16 protein-coding genes are annotated in these 15,766 nt (G+C 71.5%); 4 read left to right on the top strand and 12 right to left on the bottom strand.

Features of this window, described 5'->3' with window-relative positions:
* Positions 1-26 precede the first annotated feature (26 nt).
* On the bottom strand, positions 27-1,835 hold the full coding sequence (gene lepA / locus LRS10_RS10470) for a translation elongation factor 4 (RefSeq protein WP_257837203.1): 1,809 nt from the start codon (positions 1,833-1,835) through the stop codon (positions 27-29).
* A 417-nt stretch (positions 1,836-2,252) separates the two neighbouring features.
* Between lepA and LRS10_RS10465 the strand changes: the two genes are divergently transcribed.
* Both LRS10_RS10465 and LRS10_RS10460 read left to right on the top strand, forming a co-directional pair.
* Entirely contained in the window at positions 2,253-2,702 is a 450-nt protein-coding gene (locus LRS10_RS10465; RefSeq protein WP_374569767.1) for a DUF1134 domain-containing protein, read from the top strand.
* A gap of 129 nt (positions 2,703-2,831) precedes the next feature.
* Positions 2,832-3,449 carry a chemotaxis protein CheC gene (locus tag LRS10_RS10460; protein WP_257837202.1) on the top strand — a complete coding sequence of 206 codons (618 nt, stop codon included), beginning with the start codon at positions 2,832-2,834 and terminating at the stop codon, positions 3,447-3,449.
* 7 nt (positions 3,450-3,456) lie between these two features.
* Here LRS10_RS10460 and LRS10_RS10455 read toward each other — a convergent pair whose 3' ends face one another.
* From LRS10_RS10455 to LRS10_RS10410, 11 genes are read right to left on the bottom strand one after another with little or no spacing between them, the layout of a single operon-like run.
* Positions 3,457-5,730: a PAS domain-containing sensor histidine kinase gene (locus tag LRS10_RS10455; RefSeq protein WP_257837201.1), complete on the bottom strand. Its 2,274-nt coding sequence runs from the start codon at positions 5,728-5,730 to the stop codon at positions 3,457-3,459.
* Between the two features lie 4 nt (positions 5,731-5,734).
* Positions 5,735-6,385 (bottom strand): chemotaxis protein CheX, encoded by a 651-nt coding sequence (locus LRS10_RS10450; protein ID WP_257837200.1) that lies wholly within the window; start codon positions 6,383-6,385, stop codon positions 5,735-5,737.
* A complete protein-coding gene (locus LRS10_RS10445; protein ID WP_257837199.1) occupies positions 6,382-6,762 on the bottom strand; it encodes a response regulator transcription factor in 381 nt (126 codons plus the stop codon). Before LRS10_RS10445 ends, LRS10_RS10450 begins: the two co-directional genes overlap by 4 nt.
* A gap of 48 nt (positions 6,763-6,810) precedes the next feature.
* Positions 6,811-7,080 (bottom strand): hypothetical protein, encoded by a 270-nt coding sequence (locus LRS10_RS10440; protein ID WP_257837198.1) that lies wholly within the window; start codon positions 7,078-7,080, stop codon positions 6,811-6,813.
* Positions 7,077-9,014 carry a chemotaxis protein CheA gene (locus LRS10_RS10435; protein WP_257837197.1) on the bottom strand — a complete coding sequence of 646 codons (1,938 nt, stop codon included), beginning with the start codon at positions 9,012-9,014 and terminating at the stop codon, positions 7,077-7,079. Before LRS10_RS10435 ends, LRS10_RS10440 begins: the two co-directional genes overlap by 4 nt.
* Positions 9,011-9,850: a protein-glutamate O-methyltransferase CheR gene (locus LRS10_RS10430; protein WP_257837196.1), complete on the bottom strand. Its 840-nt coding sequence runs from the start codon at positions 9,848-9,850 to the stop codon at positions 9,011-9,013. The genes LRS10_RS10435 and LRS10_RS10430 overlap by 4 nt, the downstream gene beginning before the upstream one ends.
* On the bottom strand, positions 9,847-10,935 hold the full coding sequence (gene cheB, locus LRS10_RS10425) for a chemotaxis-specific protein-glutamate methyltransferase CheB (RefSeq protein WP_257837195.1): 1,089 nt from the start codon (positions 10,933-10,935) through the stop codon (positions 9,847-9,849). The genes LRS10_RS10430 and cheB overlap by 4 nt, the downstream gene beginning before the upstream one ends.
* Positions 10,932-11,900, bottom strand: coding sequence for a chemotaxis protein CheW (locus LRS10_RS10420; protein WP_257837194.1), 969 nt, complete (start codon positions 11,898-11,900; stop codon positions 10,932-10,934). The genes cheB and LRS10_RS10420 overlap by 4 nt, the downstream gene beginning before the upstream one ends.
* Complete coding sequence (locus LRS10_RS25085) at positions 11,888-12,355, bottom strand: chemotaxis protein CheW (protein WP_374569762.1); 468 nt, start codon at positions 12,353-12,355, stop codon at positions 11,888-11,890. Before LRS10_RS25085 ends, LRS10_RS10420 begins: the two co-directional genes overlap by 13 nt.
* Before the next feature lie 5 nt (positions 12,356-12,360).
* On the bottom strand, positions 12,361-13,047 hold the full coding sequence (locus LRS10_RS10415) for a methyl-accepting chemotaxis protein (protein ID WP_257837193.1): 687 nt from the start codon (positions 13,045-13,047) through the stop codon (positions 12,361-12,363).
* The gene (locus tag LRS10_RS10410; protein ID WP_257837192.1) at positions 13,013-14,164 is read right to left on the bottom strand and encodes a methyl-accepting chemotaxis protein; all 1,152 of its coding nucleotides are present in this window, start codon (positions 14,162-14,164) and stop codon (positions 13,013-13,015) included. The genes LRS10_RS10415 and LRS10_RS10410 overlap by 35 nt, the downstream gene beginning before the upstream one ends.
* 332 nt (positions 14,165-14,496) lie before the next feature.
* Here LRS10_RS10410 and LRS10_RS10405 point away from each other — a divergent pair, with 332 nt between their 5' ends.
* A complete protein-coding gene (locus LRS10_RS10405) occupies positions 14,497-15,279 on the top strand; it encodes an SDR family NAD(P)-dependent oxidoreductase (RefSeq protein WP_257837191.1) in 783 nt (260 codons plus the stop codon).
* Between the two features lie 42 nt (positions 15,280-15,321).
* A complete protein-coding gene (locus LRS10_RS10400) occupies positions 15,322-15,765 on the top strand; it encodes a MarR family winged helix-turn-helix transcriptional regulator (RefSeq protein WP_257837190.1) in 444 nt (147 codons plus the stop codon).
* Position 15,766: the final 1 nt, after the last annotated feature.

Below are 15,766 nucleotides of genomic sequence, written 5' to 3'. Positions count from 1 at the left end.
CTCGTCGCCGCTTCCTGCGTCGCTCATCAATCCGCATCCATCTTGAGGGCGGCGATGAAGGCCTCCTGCGGGATCTCGACCTTGCCGAACTGCCGCATGCGCTTCTTGCCCTCCTTCTGCTTGTCGAGGAGCTTCTTCTTGCGGCTGATGTCGCCGCCGTAGCACTTGGCGGTCACGTCCTTGCGCAGCGCGCGCACGGTCTCGCGGGCGATGATCCGGCCGCCGATCGCCGCCTGGATCGGGATCTGGAACATGTGCGGCGGGATCAGCTCCTTCATCTTCTCGACCATGCCCCGGCCACGGCTCTCGGCGCGGTCGCGGTGGACCAGCATGGAAAGGGCGTCCACCGGCTCGGCGTTGACCAGGATCGACATCTTCACGAGGTCGCCGGCGCGGTACGCCTCGATCGAGTAGTCGAAGCTGGCGTAGCCCTTCGAGATCGACTTCAGGCGGTCGTAGAAGTCGAACACCACTTCGTTCAGCGGCAGGTCGTAGACGACCATGGCCCGGTTGCCGACGTAGGACAGCTCGCGCTGCTCGCCGCGGCGGTCCTGGCAGAGCTTGATGATCGAGCCGAGGTATTCGTCCGGCGTGAAGATGGTCGCCTTGATCCACGGCTCGGAGATGGTCTCGATCTTCATCGGGTCCGGCAGGTCGGCCGGATTGTGCAGCTCGATCTCGCCGCCGCCGTGCGCCATCTTGATCTTGTAAACGACCGAGGGCGCCGTCGCGATCAGGTCGAGGTCGAACTCGCGGCTGAGGCGTTCCTGGATGATTTCCAGGTGCAGCAGGCCGAGGAAGCCGCAGCGGAAGCCGAAGCCCAGGGCGGCCGAGGTCTCCATCTCATAAGTGAAGCTGGCGTCGTTCAGGCGCAGGCGGCCGATGGCGGCGCGCAGATCCTCGAAATCGGCGGCGTCTACGGGGAACAGACCGCAGAAGACGACCGGCTGCACCTCGCGGAAGCCGGGCAGCGGCGAGGTCGTCGGCTTCCGCTCGTCGGTGATGGTGTCGCCGACGGCGGCGTGGGCCACTTCCTTGATCGACGCGGTGATGAAGCCGACCTCGCCCGGGCCGAGCTCGGCCACGTCGGTCTGCTTCGGCCGGAACACCCCCAGGCGGTCGATCTGGTACTGGGCCCCGGTCTGCATCATCTTGACCTTCTGGCCGACCTTCAGCACGCCGTCGAAGACGCGGACCAGCACCACGACGCCCAGGTACTGGTCGTACCAGGCGTCGACCAGCAGGGCCTTCAGCGGCGCCTCGCGGTCGCCCTTGGGCGGGGGCAGGCGGGTGACGATGGCTTCCAGCACGTCGTGGATGCCGACGCCGGACTTGGCCGAGCATTCCACGGCGTCGGTGGCGTCCAGGCCGATCACGTCCTCGATCTGCTGGCGGACCCGGTCGGGCTCGGCGGCGGGCAGGTCGATCTTGTTGAGGACCGGCACGATCTCGTGATTGTTGTCGATCGCCTGATAGACGTTGGCTAGCGTCTGGGCCTCGACGCCCTGCGAGGCGTCGACCACCAGGATGGAGCCCTCGCACGCGGCCAGCGAGCGCGAGACCTCGTAGGCGAAGTCCACGTGCCCAGGGGTGTCCATCAGGTTCAGGACGTAGGTCTCGCCGTCGTCGGCCTTGTAGTGCAGCCGGACGGTCTGGGCCTTGATGGTGATGCCGCGCTCACGCTCGATGTCCATGTTGTCGAGCACCTGCTCGCTCATCTCGCGCGCGGTCAGCGCCCCGGTTTCCTGGATGAGACGGTCGGACAGTGTCGATTTGCCGTGGTCGATGTGAGCCACGATCGAGAAGTTGCGGATCTTGTCGAGGGGAGTCGTCATTGCGCCGCCCTCTAGCACATATCCGCGCCGCCGCGAGGCCAAGGGGCGACGGCGCGCGGCGTCGCGTCACGGGGCGTGTGGTTAATCCGCCATTAAACTGCCCTGGAGCAATCAGAGCCACGGGGACGGGAGCTGGAAGCTACGAAGGAGGCACGCCGCCCATGGACCGTCGCACGCTCATCGCCACCGGCATCGTCGCGCTCGGCGCGCCCGCGCTGGTGCGCGCCCAGACCGTCTCCAGCCAACAGTTGCCGCCGGCTGGCGCCGCCCCGCCGCCTCGGCCAGGCGCGAGGGATCCGTACAACGAAGGCCGCGGGCCCAACACCGAAGGCCCGCCCGCCCCGCAACCGCCGACCCCCCACCTACTCGGCCGGCAACGAAGACAAGACCTACAGCCAGGACGAGATCGTCCGCGGCGTGTCGGACTTCATGGGCGTGACCGCCGAGACGGCGGGCGGCGTCGTGGAGCGCCTGTTCGCCAGGAACGGTCGCCCGACGGGCTATATCGCCGGCGAGGAAGGCTCCGGCGCCTTCGTGGTCGGCGGCCGGTACGGCCGCGGCCTGCTCTACATGAAGGACCGCCAGCCGATGGAGGTCTTCTGGCAGGGCCCGTCGCTCGGCTGGGACTTCGGCGGCAACGCCAGCCGCGTCTTCACCTTGGTGTACGACCTCTACGAGCCGGCGATGATCTTCCAGCGCTTCCCGGGCGTCGAAGGCTCGGCCTATGTCGTGGGCGGGCTGGGCGTAAACTACCAAAAGGCCTCGGGCGTGACCCTGGCGCCCATCCGCGCCGGCGTCGGCCTGCGCCTGGGCGCCAACGTGGGTTACCTCGCCTACACGCGCAAACGGAACGTGCTGCCCTTCTAGACCGGTCGCCCGGCGGGCGGATCGCCTATGCCGGCCGCGCAACCAGTCCATGAACGAAGGTTGGATTTGTCCGTGGACGGTCCGAAGCTATAAGCTGCGTTAACGTACCCGCGTCCCCATGGAGAAGGCTTGGCCGACTCTTCCCTTCTTCGTCTGACCGATCTCGAACTCGACGCCCTGACCGAGCTGATCAACATCGGCGTCGGGCGGGCTGCAGCGAGTCTGGCCATCATGTGCGGCGACGCGGTCACGCTGTCGGTGCCGGCGGTATCGACGGTCACCCCCGAGCAGGCCTCGGAGATGGTCGGCGGCGCCCGCATCGGAAAGATGGTGGCTGTTGAGCAGGACTATTCGGGCGACGTCTATGGCCGGGCGCTGCTGATCTTCCCGGAGTCCAACAGCCTGGAACTGGTGCGGGCGGTTTCGGGCGACGCCGTGCCGACGGCGGATATCCCGGCCATGGCCCCCGAGGCCCTGCTGGAGACGGGCAACGTCGTGCTGCAGTCCTGCCTCGGCACGATCGCCAACATGCTGCACCGCAATCTCGGCATCGGGACGCCGAAGCTGGTGGAGGGGCGCGCCCGCGAGCTGTTCCCGCGCGTCTCCAAGGACGCCGTGCTGTTCGTCTATATCAACTTCTCGCTGCGGGGCCGACGGATCCGAGGCTACATTGCGCTGTTGATGGACCTCGCGGCGATGGCCGCCCTGAAGCGGCTGGTAGCCGAGTTCGTAGAGCGCGAGACCTGAACCGGCTTCAGCGGCCGATCATCTCCCGTATCTTCTGGGCCAGCGCGTCCATCGCGAACGGCTTGGATATCATCTCCATTCCTGGCCCGAGGAACTCCGAACGCCGGGCGGCGCCGGCTGCATAGCCGGTCATGAACAGCACGGGCAGGTCGGGTCTCGCCTCCCGGGCGCGCTCGGCGAGCTGGCGGCCGTTCAGCCCCGGCAGGCCCACGTCGCTGACCATCAGGTCGATCCGGCGCGGCGAGCGCAGCACCTGCAGCGCATCCTCCGAGCTCGACACCTCGATCGCCTCGTAGCCGAGCTCGCGCAGCAGTTCGACCACCACCGGACGAACCGACGGATCGTCCTCGACCACCAATACAGCCTCGCCAGACCCCGTGGGCGGCGCCGCGGCGACCGGACGCGCCAGATCCTGGACATCCTCGCCCAGGTGGCGCGGCAGGTAGAGCCGCACGGTCGTGCCGCGCTCCACCTCGCTGTAGATCGTGACGTCGCCGCCCGACTGCCGCGCGAAGCCGAACACCATGGACAGGCCCAGCCCGGTGCCCTGGCCCAGCGGCTTGGTGGTGAAGAACGGGTCGAACACCCGGGCCATCACTTCGGGCGACATGCCGCTTCCGGTGTCGCTGACGCTGAGCTGGACGTACTCGCCGGCCTCCAAGCCATCGGCGGCGCCCTCCGCCAGACGGACATTGGCGGTCTCGATGGTCAGCTTGCCCCCGTCGGCCATGGCGTCGCGCGCGTTGATCGCCAGGTTGAGCAGCGCGCTCTCGAGCTGATTGGCGTCGACGGCGGTGCGCCAGAGACCGGGGTCCAGCTCGACGGCCAGGTCGATCCGCTCACCCAGCGTGCGGCGCAAGAGGTCCTCCATCGAGCCCACCAGGGCGTTGGCGTCGACGGATTGCGGGTCCAGGGTCTGTTGCCGCGAGAAGGCCAGCAGGCGGTGGGTCAGCGCCGCCGCCCGCTCGGCCGACGTAATGGCGCCGGTGATGAACCGCCCGGCGTCGGCGATCCGGCCCTCGCTCAGCCGGCGCTGGATCATGTCCAGCCCGCCCAGCACGCCGGTCAGCATGTTGTTGAAGTCGTGGGCGATGCCGCCGGTGAGCTGGCCCACGGCCTCCATCTTTTGGCTCTGCCGCAGCTGCTGCTCGAGCTGCTTGCGCTCGGTGACGTCCCGACCGACGGCGTAGAAGGCCTCGCCCTGCGGGATGACCGTCCAGTTCACCCAGCGCCAGGCGCCGTCCTTGGCGCGCATCCGGGCGTCGAAGTCCTCGAGCGCCGCGCCGGCGCCGCCCCCGACCCATTGACGCTGGGCGGCGGCGAGATCGTCGGGCTGTACGAAATCCTGGAAGCTGCGGCCGACCACGTCGGCCTCGTCGTAGCCGAGCAGACGTCGCCAGGCGGGGTTCACCGACCGATACACGCCATCCCGGCCCACGACGCCGAAGAGATCGCGCGAGGCGTTCCACAGCCGGTCGCGTTCCTGCGTGCGGGCCTCGACCCGCTCCTCCAGCGTCCGCGCGAGTTCCCGCAACCGGGCCTCCGCGACCTTGGCCGCGGTGATGTCGTAGATGGCCCCGAGCGTCGTCGGACCCACGGCGTCCGCGGCCGGCCGCCGCTCGCCGCGCACCGCCAGCCAGCGGACCTCTCCGGTGTCAGCCCGGCGGATGCGGACCTCTGCGTCGATGGTGGTCTCTTCCGCCGCCCCGCCGATCAGCGGCGGCTGGTCCGGCTCGACCAGGGCGTTGATGGTGTGCACCGGCAGGCTCGCGGCGACACGCAGGCCCAGCAGCCGGCAGAACTGGTCCGAGACGGCGACGGTCGCAAAACCTTCGACGAACTCGAACGTGCCGACGCCGCCGGCGCCCTGGGCGATGCGCAGACGCTCCTCGACGCGCTTCTGCTCGCTGATATCGGTGAGGACGCCGGTGAAGGCGCGCGGGCGCCTGTCGGGCTGGTGCTCGGCGCGGCCTCGGGCGCTGACCCAGCGCACGCCGTCCTCGCCCGGGATGCGGAAGTCGCGAGCGAAAACCTCGGCGCCCTGGGCGACGCCGGCCACGGCGATGGTCAGCCGCAGGCGGTCATCGGGATGCACCCGGGCGAAGAAGGCCTGCGCCGGCAGACCGGCCAGCGCGTCCTCGGCTGGCACGCCCAGCAGGGCCGCGAAGCGGGCGTCGCCGCGCACCGTCTCGCCCACCAGATCCCAGGCCCAGAGGCCAAGGGCCCCTTTCAGCGGCGGCTCAGGATCCACGCCGCTCTCTCCCGCGTCCGCCGCCGCCAAGGCCTCAGGCTCCGGCCGCCGAGGACGGACCAACGACGCGAGCGATGAACTCGCCGATCAGGGTCTTCAGGGCGTCCAGGGACGGCAGGTCCATCAGCACCGCGATGTAGCCGCGGATGTCCCGCTCGCTGATCGCGAAGTTGATGTACAGGAACAGCACCACGCCCTCGGAGGCGGGGGCGTCCTCAAGCTGGAACAGGCGCGCGCTCGCGCCCCTCAGGACGCCGGGCAATGACATGTCCAGCGGCCGCTGGAGCATGTTGGCCATGGTCGCCAGGCAGTTGTTCAGCACGACGTTGCCGGTCTCGGCGAGCGCCTCGTCCTCGAGGTCCCGCATCTCGGGCTCGCTGAGCTCGTCGCCCGTCACGGCGCGGACCAGCGCCAGGCTGTTGGCTTCCGGGAAGATCAGCAGCGCCCGGCCGGCGAAGGCGCCGGTGAAGTCCTGCCGCACGGCGACGAGGTCGCCGATCTCCCGCTCGGCCATCAGGGTGACGGCGTCGCTGCGGCTCACCACCTCGACCGAGGGGACGGAGAGGAAGACCTGCCGCCCCACCATCTGGCGCAGGCTGGCGGCCGCGCGGCTGACGCCGATGTTGACCAGCTCGGTCAGCGCATCGACCTCGAGGTCGCTGAGGTATGCGGCCCCGCCGCTCATGCGCCGGCCTGACGCAGCTTGAGCGCCGCGCCGGAGAGGAAGCCGCGGAGGCCGTCCTCGGTGATCGGCTTGGGCACGAAGGTGGCCCCGGTGGCGCGCGCCCGCTCGATGACCTCGTCCTGCACGTTGGCGGTGGCGAGCGCGATCGGCATGTCGGGAAAGCGGCCGCGCAGTTCCTCGGCCAGTTCAAGGCCGTTCCTGCCCGGCATGTTGAAGTCGAGCAGCACGACGTCGACCGGCTGGGCGGCGAGGATCGCCAGCGCCTCGTCGGCGTTCCCGGCTTCCACGCGGGTCCACTCCGGCTGCAGGGCGGCGACGGCCTTGCCCACTACGATGCGGGCAAGCTTGCTGTCGTCGACAATGAGGACGGTCGTCAATTCGCTACTCCTTCAGGCCCTTCGCTCCTTCCGGAAGGGCCAGTTTCTTTACCGCCGTCGGGGCCGCTTGTCGCCAGACCGCCACCCTCGGTCAGCGCCGGGAGCAGGTGCTCGCGCAGGAAGAGATCCTCCGGCGCCCCCACGTAGCGCCGGCCGGAAGGCCAGCAGCACCTGCGCCACCGCGGCATGCAACGCCTGGCAGCGGGAAAGGTCGACGGTGCGCATGCCGGCGCCCAGAAGGCCCACGACGGTCTCGGCCTCCTCGACCCGGCAGGCGCCCTCCAGCCAGACCACGTCGCCCTCGCGCCGTACGGTCATCCGATCAGCTCCGGCACGTCCAGCACCATCAGCACCCGTCCATCGCCGAGGAGGCTGCTGCCGAGCAATCCGGGCACTCGCGCGAGGACGCCCGCCAACGGGCGCAGCGGCGCCTCGATCCGCTCGCCGAAGGCGTCGACGCTAACCGCAGCCAGTTGGTCGCCCGAACGGACGATCATAACCTTGAGCTCGTCCGGCTCCCCGGCGGGTTCGGGCATGTCGAGCAGTCCGGCCAGGGAGACCAGCGGCACCGCCCGATCCCGCCAGACGAGCGCACGTCCCGCACGGACCGGCGTCAGTCGTTCAGGGGCGATCCGCGTGGCCTCGACGACCGTCTCCAGCGGCACGCCGAAGGTCTCGCCGCCCGTCTGCACCATCATCAGCCTCGCCAGCCGGACGCGCACCGGCAGGCGGATGACGAAGCGGGTTCCGGCGCCGCGGGCGCTGTGGACCTCCACCCGCCCGCCGAGGGCGGCGACGCGGCTGCGGACAGCGTCCAGACCGACGCCTCGGCCGGAAAGTTCGGTCACCGCCGCAGCCGTCGAGAACCCCGGGCGGAAGATCAGGTCCGCAGCCGCCTCGTCGGACATCGCCTCCAGCGCCTCGGCGGCGGCCAGGCCGCGCGCCGCGGCCGTCGCCCGGACACGCCCCATGTCCAGTCCACCGCCGTCGTCGGCCAGCTCGATCAGAACTTCGTCGCCGGCGGGAGCGGCCGACAGGCGCACGACGGCGGGGACAGGCTTACCGGCCGCGCGGCGGGCCGCCGGCGGCTCGACGCCGTGATCGGCGGCGTTGCGCAGAAGGTGCAGGAGCGGCTCGTACAGGCCGTCAACGATCGTCTTGTCGACCTCGACCCCGTCACCGGCGATGACCAGATCGACCTGCTTGCCGAGGCCGCCTGCGATCTGTCGCACGACGGGCGGGAAGCGGCGAAACAGTGGCGCCAGCGGGACCAGCCGCATCCGCCCGATGCCCTCGTGCAGCCGCCCCACGCGGCGGTCGAGGTCCGCATGCGCCGCCATCAGACCGCGGGCCAGGGCGGCGGGGGCGAAGCCGGCCGCCTGCGCCACCAGATGAGCCACCGCGTTCTTCGCCACCACCAGGTCGTCGGCGGCCGCGGCGAGCGCGTCGATGCGGCCGGCGTCGACGCGGATCGAACGGGCCCGGCCCTCGCCGGATGTCGGCGGCGCCGGGGACTCGATGGCGGGCAGCTCGACCAGTTGCACCTGGTCCGGCACGAAGCGGAAGGCGGCGCGGACCGCGGCGAGCGGCGCCCGGCTGGCGCCGGTCAGCACCAGATTGCAGGCGAACGGATCGTAGGCCGCAAGTTCCCCGAAAGGCATGGCCGGCGCGACGCGCAGCAGCGCCAGATCGGGCACGCCGCGCACGACGGACACGGGATCGTCGCCTGCGAAATAGCTGTCGGAAGCCGGCACATAGCGGAATGCGATCAGGTGGCCCGCCCCGTCTGGCGCCTGCGCTCGCAGCGCCTCGGCCCACGCGACAGAGGCCGCCGCGGTGGCGGCCGCCGGGCGTTCAGCGACAGGGCCCCCGGCCGCGGCCTCCAGGCGGGCGCAGAGCGCGTCGGCCGCCTCGGCTTCTCCGGCCGGGACGACGCCTTCAGCCGCCACCGCCTCGACCCATCGCTCGGCTTGCCCGGCGACCTCGAGCAGAGCCTCGACCAAAGCAGCGTCGACCGCCCGCGCGCCGCGACGCACCTCGCTCAGTCGATCCTCGGCCGCATGCAAGGCCCGCCCCATCGCATCGAAGCCGACGAGCCCGGCCGAGCCCTTCAGCGTGTGGACGCCGCGGAAGAGCTCCTCCAGCGCCGCGCCGTCGGCGGGCGCCGCCTCCAACGCCAGAAGATCGCGCGACGCCTGCTCCAGCAGTTCGCGGGCCTCCTCCACGAAAGCCGACAGAAGGTCGTCGCTCATGCGTCGTCCTCCGGCCGCTGATAGACCACCGCGTCCGCGAACCGCCGCAGCTTGAACCGGTCGGAGATGCGCGTCATCGACTCCGAATGGCCGAGGCAGACGAAGCCGCCCGGCTGCAACGCCGTGTACAGGTTGTCGACCGCGCGGGCGCGGGCGGCGTCGTCGAAATAGATCAGCACGTTACGGCAGAAGATCACGTCGAAACGTCCGTGCGGCGCGAGGCTGGAGCCCTCCATCAGGTTGGCCGGGCTGAAGGCGACCGACTCCTTGAGGTCGCCGATGATCTCGCGCTCGCCGTGGAAAGGCGCCTCGAAGTAGCGGTCGACGAGCTCGGCCGGCAAGCGGGACAGCGCCCGCTCGCCGTAGCGGCCGAGGCGGGCCTGGGCGAGGGCCGCGGTGTCGATGTCGGAGCCGCAGATCTCGACGTGATAGGCGTCGACCATCGGCCAGTTCTCCAACAGCCAGATGGCGATGGAGTAGGCTTCTTCTCCCGTCGAACACGGCAACGACCAGATGCGGACCTTGTCGCCCGCGCCCCGGCCGCGGACCAGCTCCGGGAGAAGGTTGGCGGACAGGCAGCGGAGCTGGTGGTCTTCGCGATAGAAGTAGGTCTCGTTGACCGTGAACGCGTTGATGAACGCCACCAGCTCGCCCGCATCGGCCTGGAGGCGGGCGAAATAGGCGGCGAAGTCCCTCTCGCGCACGGCCCGCATGCGGTCGGCCAATCTGCGCTCCACGTAGTACCGCTTGCTCTCGCCATAGACCATGCCGGTGCGGTCGTAGAGGTAGCGGCAGAACCGCTCCAGATCAGCGGGCGTGAGCTTTGGCTCGCTCACGAGGCGACCGCCGCCAGCAGAGCGTCGGCGAGGGCTTCGAGCGGCGCCACAACGCGCGCGCCACCCGCCCTGACGAGTTCGCCCGGCATGCCCCAGACCACCGCCGTCTCCTCGGCCTCGGCCGCCGTCCAACCGCCTTCGGCGTAGAGGCGGGTCATCGCCGCGGCGCCGTCGTTACCCATTCCGGTCATCAGCACGCCGGCCAGGTTCGCCGCGGGCAGGACCTCGCGGGCGCTGTCCACCAGGCGGTCGGCGCTCGGATGCCAGCGGTAGGCCGGATCGGCGGGCGCGCCCAGCGCGAAGAGACCGCTCGAGCGGCGCGTGACGATGACATCGGCGTCGCCGCGCCCGATGTAGACGCAGCCGGGCTGCAGCGGAGTGGGCCGCACCACCTCGACCACATCCAGCTCGCACAGCGCGTCCAGCCGCCGCGCGAGCGCGCCGGTGAACGCCCGCGGCATGTGCTGCGCCACCACGATCGGCCAGGGAAAGTCGCCGGGCAGCGGCTGCAGCAGCGCGTCGAGCGCAGGAGGGCCGCCTGTGGAGCAGCCGACCAGCACCAGGCCCTCGCCGCCCCCCGCCGCGCCCTTCGCGGCAACCGGGGGATGGCGAGGTCGAGGCGGGCGCGTCCTCGGCCCAGCCGCGCCCGACAGGCCGCGTACGCGTTCGGCCAGGCGATGGGACCGGCGTATGCGGGCGCCGGCCGCCGCCCGCACCGTCTCCACCAGCCCTGGGCCGAAGGTCCCGATTTCCAGCGACATCGCGCCGCCCGGCTTCTGCACCACGTCGACAGCCCCCAGGGACAGCGCCTCCACCGTCTCGGCCGCCCCCTCTCCCGTCAGCGACGACACCATGACGACCGGGGTGGGCCGCTCCACCATGATCCGATCCAGGCAGGAGATCCCGTCCAGCCGGGGCATCTGGACGTCCAGCGTGATCACGTCCGGCTTGAAGGCGACCAGCGCCTCGAGCGCCTCCACACCGTCGCGCGCGACCGCCACCTCGAAGTCGCCCGCCGCGCGGAACAGCTCGCCGAGCAGGCGACGGACAAGGGGAGAGTCGTCGACGACGAGCAGGCGGATCACGATGCGGCCGGGGCCTCGCGCAGCAGGTCCGCGAGCAGGTCCGCTTCGGCCTTCTCCAGGAGGGCGCGGGGATCGACGACCAGCAGCACCCGGCCGTCGGCGTCCACCTGCGCCACGCGGTCGAAGACGCCGCCCGCGCCGGTCAGATCCGGCGCCCTGGCGAGGCGATCATCGGCGACCTCCAGGATCTCGGTCACAGCGTCGACGGCGAAGCCGACACTGAGCTCGCCCAGGCGGCAGATGACCACCCGAGGACGTCCCGCCGGGGCGGCGCCCTCGACGCCGAACCGCTCGCGCTGGGCGATCACCGGGATCACCGCGCCGCGCAGGCTCATCACGCCCGTGACATAGGCTGGCGCGCGGGGGAGCCGCGTGAGCTTCTCGGGCAGGCGCACGACCTCCTCCACCGCGGCGATCGGCAGGGCATAGGCCTCGGAGCCAAGGCTGAAGACGAGGAACCTCTGCGCTGCCGCCGGTGCGGCCCGGGCTTTTGTCTCCATCGCCTTCGCCCTCCGGCCGTCTTCCAGAATCTGCGCTACGCTCTCGTCCCGGAACAGGCGCTCGGGCGCGAGCACCGAGACCAGAGCCCCGTCGGGCAGACGCAGCATGGCGTCCACCTGCGCCTCGCCCGCGCCCCGGTTCAAAACGCGGGGGACGGGGCCGAGCGCGTCGGGCGGCGCTCGCAGGATCGACGTCATCCGGTCGACCACGAGGCCGACTCGCGCATCGCCGAGCACCGCGACGATCACGCGCGATTGCGGTCCCAGCGGCGCAGCCTCCAGGCCCAGGAGCACGGCCGTCGAAACCAGCGGCAGCAGCGCCCCGCGGAGGGAGGTGACGCCGAGCATGGCCGCGTCGGTGCGTGGCAGGGCGGCGACCTCGGGCGGCAGGGCGAGCACCTCCCGGACCTGCTCGAGCGGCAAGGCGTAGGGCTGATCGGAGAGCAGAAAGCTCAGCAAAGCCACGTCGGGCGCCTTCGCCGCGGCCCCGGCCTCCAAGGTCGCGTCCGTCTTCCGGGCCTCCGCGCGCGAGCGGGTAAGGCCGGCGAACTCCGCCTGCAGCAGGCTTTCGAAAGACAGGACGCGGGTCTCGGCGCCTCTCGGACCAGCAGGGCGCCGGGCGTCGCGTCGCCGCCCGCCAGGCCCGTCACCTCGTCCACCGCCAAGCCCAGTGGCGGCGCACCGTCCAGCACGACGAGACGTGCGGCGGCGCCGGCCTCGCCCGCCGTTCCAAGGACTGCGTCGAGCGCGACGACCGGAAGCACCTGGCCCCGCAGACTGGCGACTCCGGCCAGCGCCCGGGGCGCGTGCGGGACCCGCGTCACTCTTGGTCGACGGACGACCTCGGCCACCTCGGAGGCGGCCACCGCGAGTCGCCGGTCGCCGACGCGAAACGTCAGGAGTGCGTCGTCCGCCGACACCGACCTCAGCCTTCCGCCTGGAGCGCGTCGGCTAGTTCGGCGATCTCCTCGATGGCGGCGGCGAGATCCTCGGCGCCCCGCGCCTGCTGCCGGGCCGCCGCGGCGCTCTCGACAGCCGCTCCGCCGGCCTCCTCGGCCGCGGCGGCGATCTGCTGGGCGCCCAGAGCCACCTCCCGAGCCGCCTTGAGGATCGCGCCCAGCGCCTGCAGGGTCTCCTCGGCGCCGACCCGGACCGACTCCATGTCGCCGGATATGGCGGCCAGGCGTTCGCTGACCGCGGCGTTCTTCGCGACCTCGGCCTCGCCCGCCGCCGCCGCCTGGTCGAGGTCGCGCCGCACCGCCGCGATCTCGGCCTGCAGGGCGCGGACCACATCCTTCACCCGATCGGCATTCTCGGCGGACTCGCGAGCGAGCGAGCGGATGTCGCCGGAGACCGTCGCAAAGCCCAGGCCGGCCTCGCCGGCCCGCGCCGCTTCCACGGCGCCGGAGACCGCCAGCATGGTGGTCTGCACGGCGATCAGCGAGATCGCGTCCACCAGCTTGTCGATACGACGCCCCGCATCCTCAAGCGCGGCGGCGCGGGCGGAGCTGGCGCGGGTGTCGCCCAGGGCGGCGGTTATCCCCTCCATCATAGACACCACCGCGGCGCGGCTGGCCTCAAGGCGATCCTGGACGGCGGCCGCGGCCTGCACCGTCTGTTCGGCGACCTCCCGGGTCCGGTCCGCCGACCGCTCGATCTGGGCCAGGGCGGCGCTCGTCTGCTGGGTGGCGGAGGCCTGACCCTGGGCGCCCCGGCTGATCTGGTCGATAGCGATCAGGATCTCGGCGGCGGCGGCCGACAGTTCCTGCACCGCGGCGGAAAGCTGCTCGGCGGCGGACCCTACTTCCTGGGCGCGCGCCGCCGGCGGCGCCCGACTGCAGGGCCTCGGCCATTTCGGCCAGGGCGTGCGCAGTCCGGTCACTTTCCTCCAGCGACGCCGCCTGTTGCTGCACGGCGCGCTGGGCCTGGGCGGCGGCGGCGGACTGCTCCTCGGCTGCGGCGGAGACGCTTTCGGCCCCACGCTGCGCCTCGCGGGCGGCGCCGTCGGCCTCGACGGCGGCCAGGAGGATGTCCTGCGCGCCGTCGGCGAGCTCGGCCATCTGGCCCCGGACTTCGGTCAGGCCGCGGGAGATCTCGACGCCGGCCGTCGCCTCTTGAGCGGCCCGCGAGGCCGCCGCGCGGATCTGCTCCGAGAGCGCCCTCACCTCATCGAGGATCTCGCCGGCCAGCGCGCCGACGTCGCGCGATCGGCGCTCGGCGGTTTCGGCGAGCGCCCGCACCTCGTCGGCGACGACGGCGAACCCGCGGCCATGATCGCCGGCCCGTGCGGCCTCCAGTGCGGCGTTCAGCGCCAAGAGGTTGGTCTGGTCGGACATCTCGGCGACCGCCACGGTGATCTCGCCGATGGCGGCGGCCTGAGCCTCCAGCCCCGCCACGACCTCCACCGAAGCCAGTTGGCGCTCGGCGTTCGCCTGCACGGCGGCGACCGAGGCCTCGGTCTGGGCGGCGGTCTCGACGATCAGGGTCTGCAGGGTTTCGGTCCGGCGACGGGAGGCCTCGGCCCGCTCACGCGCCTGGGCGAAGGCCGCCGCGAGGGCGGCGACGGCGCCTAGCGACTCGTGGCTCGCGCCGGCGGCCTCTTCGGCGGCGCCGGAGATCTGCTCCAGCGCGCGCCGCAGCTCCTCGGCGGCGGACGCGGCCTCGGCGACACCGCTGGCGAGTTCCTGGGTCGCGGCTCCGATCCGCTCGGCCGCGGTCTGGCTCCGCACAGGGGCCGCGCGCCTGCGCGATGACGCGGCGGCCGGCGCCGCGGCCTGGACCGGCGGGACCGCCTCCGCAGCCGGCGGCGTCTTCTTCCCGCCCCGCGTGGCCAAGGTCGAACGCTTTACGAGCGCCATTTTCGATCCCCCGCGCGCCCCTCCGGACGCAATGAATGAGGGTCGCGACGGGGCGCGGCCCTACGTCCGCGCAACAAGCCCCTCCAAGGTCCAGAACACAAGCTTTGCCTTAAGGTTCCAGGGCCCCACGGCGCATCGGCTCTGGACTGCCGCGACGGCGCCCGGCCGAACTGGCCCCCTTGGGGTCAGAGGGAAACGATCGCATGCATCTCGACAGCAGCATCTCGGCCGTCGTCACCGGGGGCGCGTCCGGCCTGGGCGAAGCGACGGCGCGGCGGCTCGCCAGCCACGGCGTCAAGGTGGCGCTGTTCGATCTGAACGAGGAGCGCGGCGAGGCGCTGGCCCGAGAACTGGGCGGCGTCTTCTGCAAGGTCAACGTCACCTCCAGCGAGGAGGTGGACGCCGCCTTCGCCAAGGCGCGCGCCGCTCACGGCCAGGAACGGATCCTCGTCAACTGCGCCGGCGTGGGCGGCGGCGCCAAGACCGTCTCGCGCGACAAGCAGACGGGCGAAATCAAGGAGTACCCGCTCGAAAACTTCGAGCGGATCATCCAGGTGAACCTGATCGGCACGTTCCGCTGCATCACCAAAAGCGCGGCGGGCATGCTGACCCTGCCGGTCCTTGAGGACGGCGACCGCGGCGCCATCGTGAACACCGCGTCGGTCGCAGCCGAGGAGGGCCAGATCGGCCAGGTGGCCTACACCGCCTCGAAGGCCGGCATCGTCGGCATGACCCTGACCATCGCCCGCGACCTGTCCGGCGAGGCGATCCGCGTCAACACGATCCTGCCGGGCATCTTCGACACGCCCCTGCTCGGCCGCGCGCCCGAGCACGTGAAGGCCGGGCTCGCCGCATCGGTGCCGTTCCCGCGCCGGTTGGGCCAGCCGGAGGAGTTCGCCCAGGTGGCCGAGACGATGATCACCTGCGGCTACTTCAACGGCGAGGACGTGCGCCTGGACGGCGCCATCCGGATGCAGCCGCGCTAGCCCCCTGGCGCCTCGCCGCGCGAGCGATATGGTGGTGCTCCGATGAGCGACGAGACCGCCGAGTTCGACCCGCTGCAGCTCGACCTGCAGCTCTGCTTTGCGCTCTATTCGGCGAGCAACCTGGTGACCCGGCTGTACCGGCCGCTGCTGGAGCCGCTGGGCCTGACCTATCCGCAGTATCTGGCGATGATGGCGCTGTGGGAGCGCAGCCCGCAGACGATGGGCGAGCTGTCGCGGCGCCTGCGACTGGACTCCGGTACGCTGCAGCCGCTGTTCACCCGCCTGGAAGGGCGGGGCCTGGTCGTCCGGACCCGGGATGCGGAGGACGAGCGTCGGGTGCTGGTCGACCTGACGGCGGAGGGCCAGGCGTTGCGCGCGGAGGCGATGAGCGTTCCCGGCGGCGCCTATTGCCAGCTGCCGCTGCCGCACGACGACTTGGTCCGGCTTAAGGCGGAGCTCCAGCGTCTGATCGACGGCCTCAGCTAGC

Origin of the sequence: Phenylobacterium sp. J426 (genome assembly GCF_024699945.1) — a bacterium.
GTDB lineage: Bacteria > Pseudomonadota > Alphaproteobacteria > Caulobacterales > Caulobacteraceae > Phenylobacterium.
This window is presented reverse-complemented; position numbering and strand designations above follow the sequence as displayed.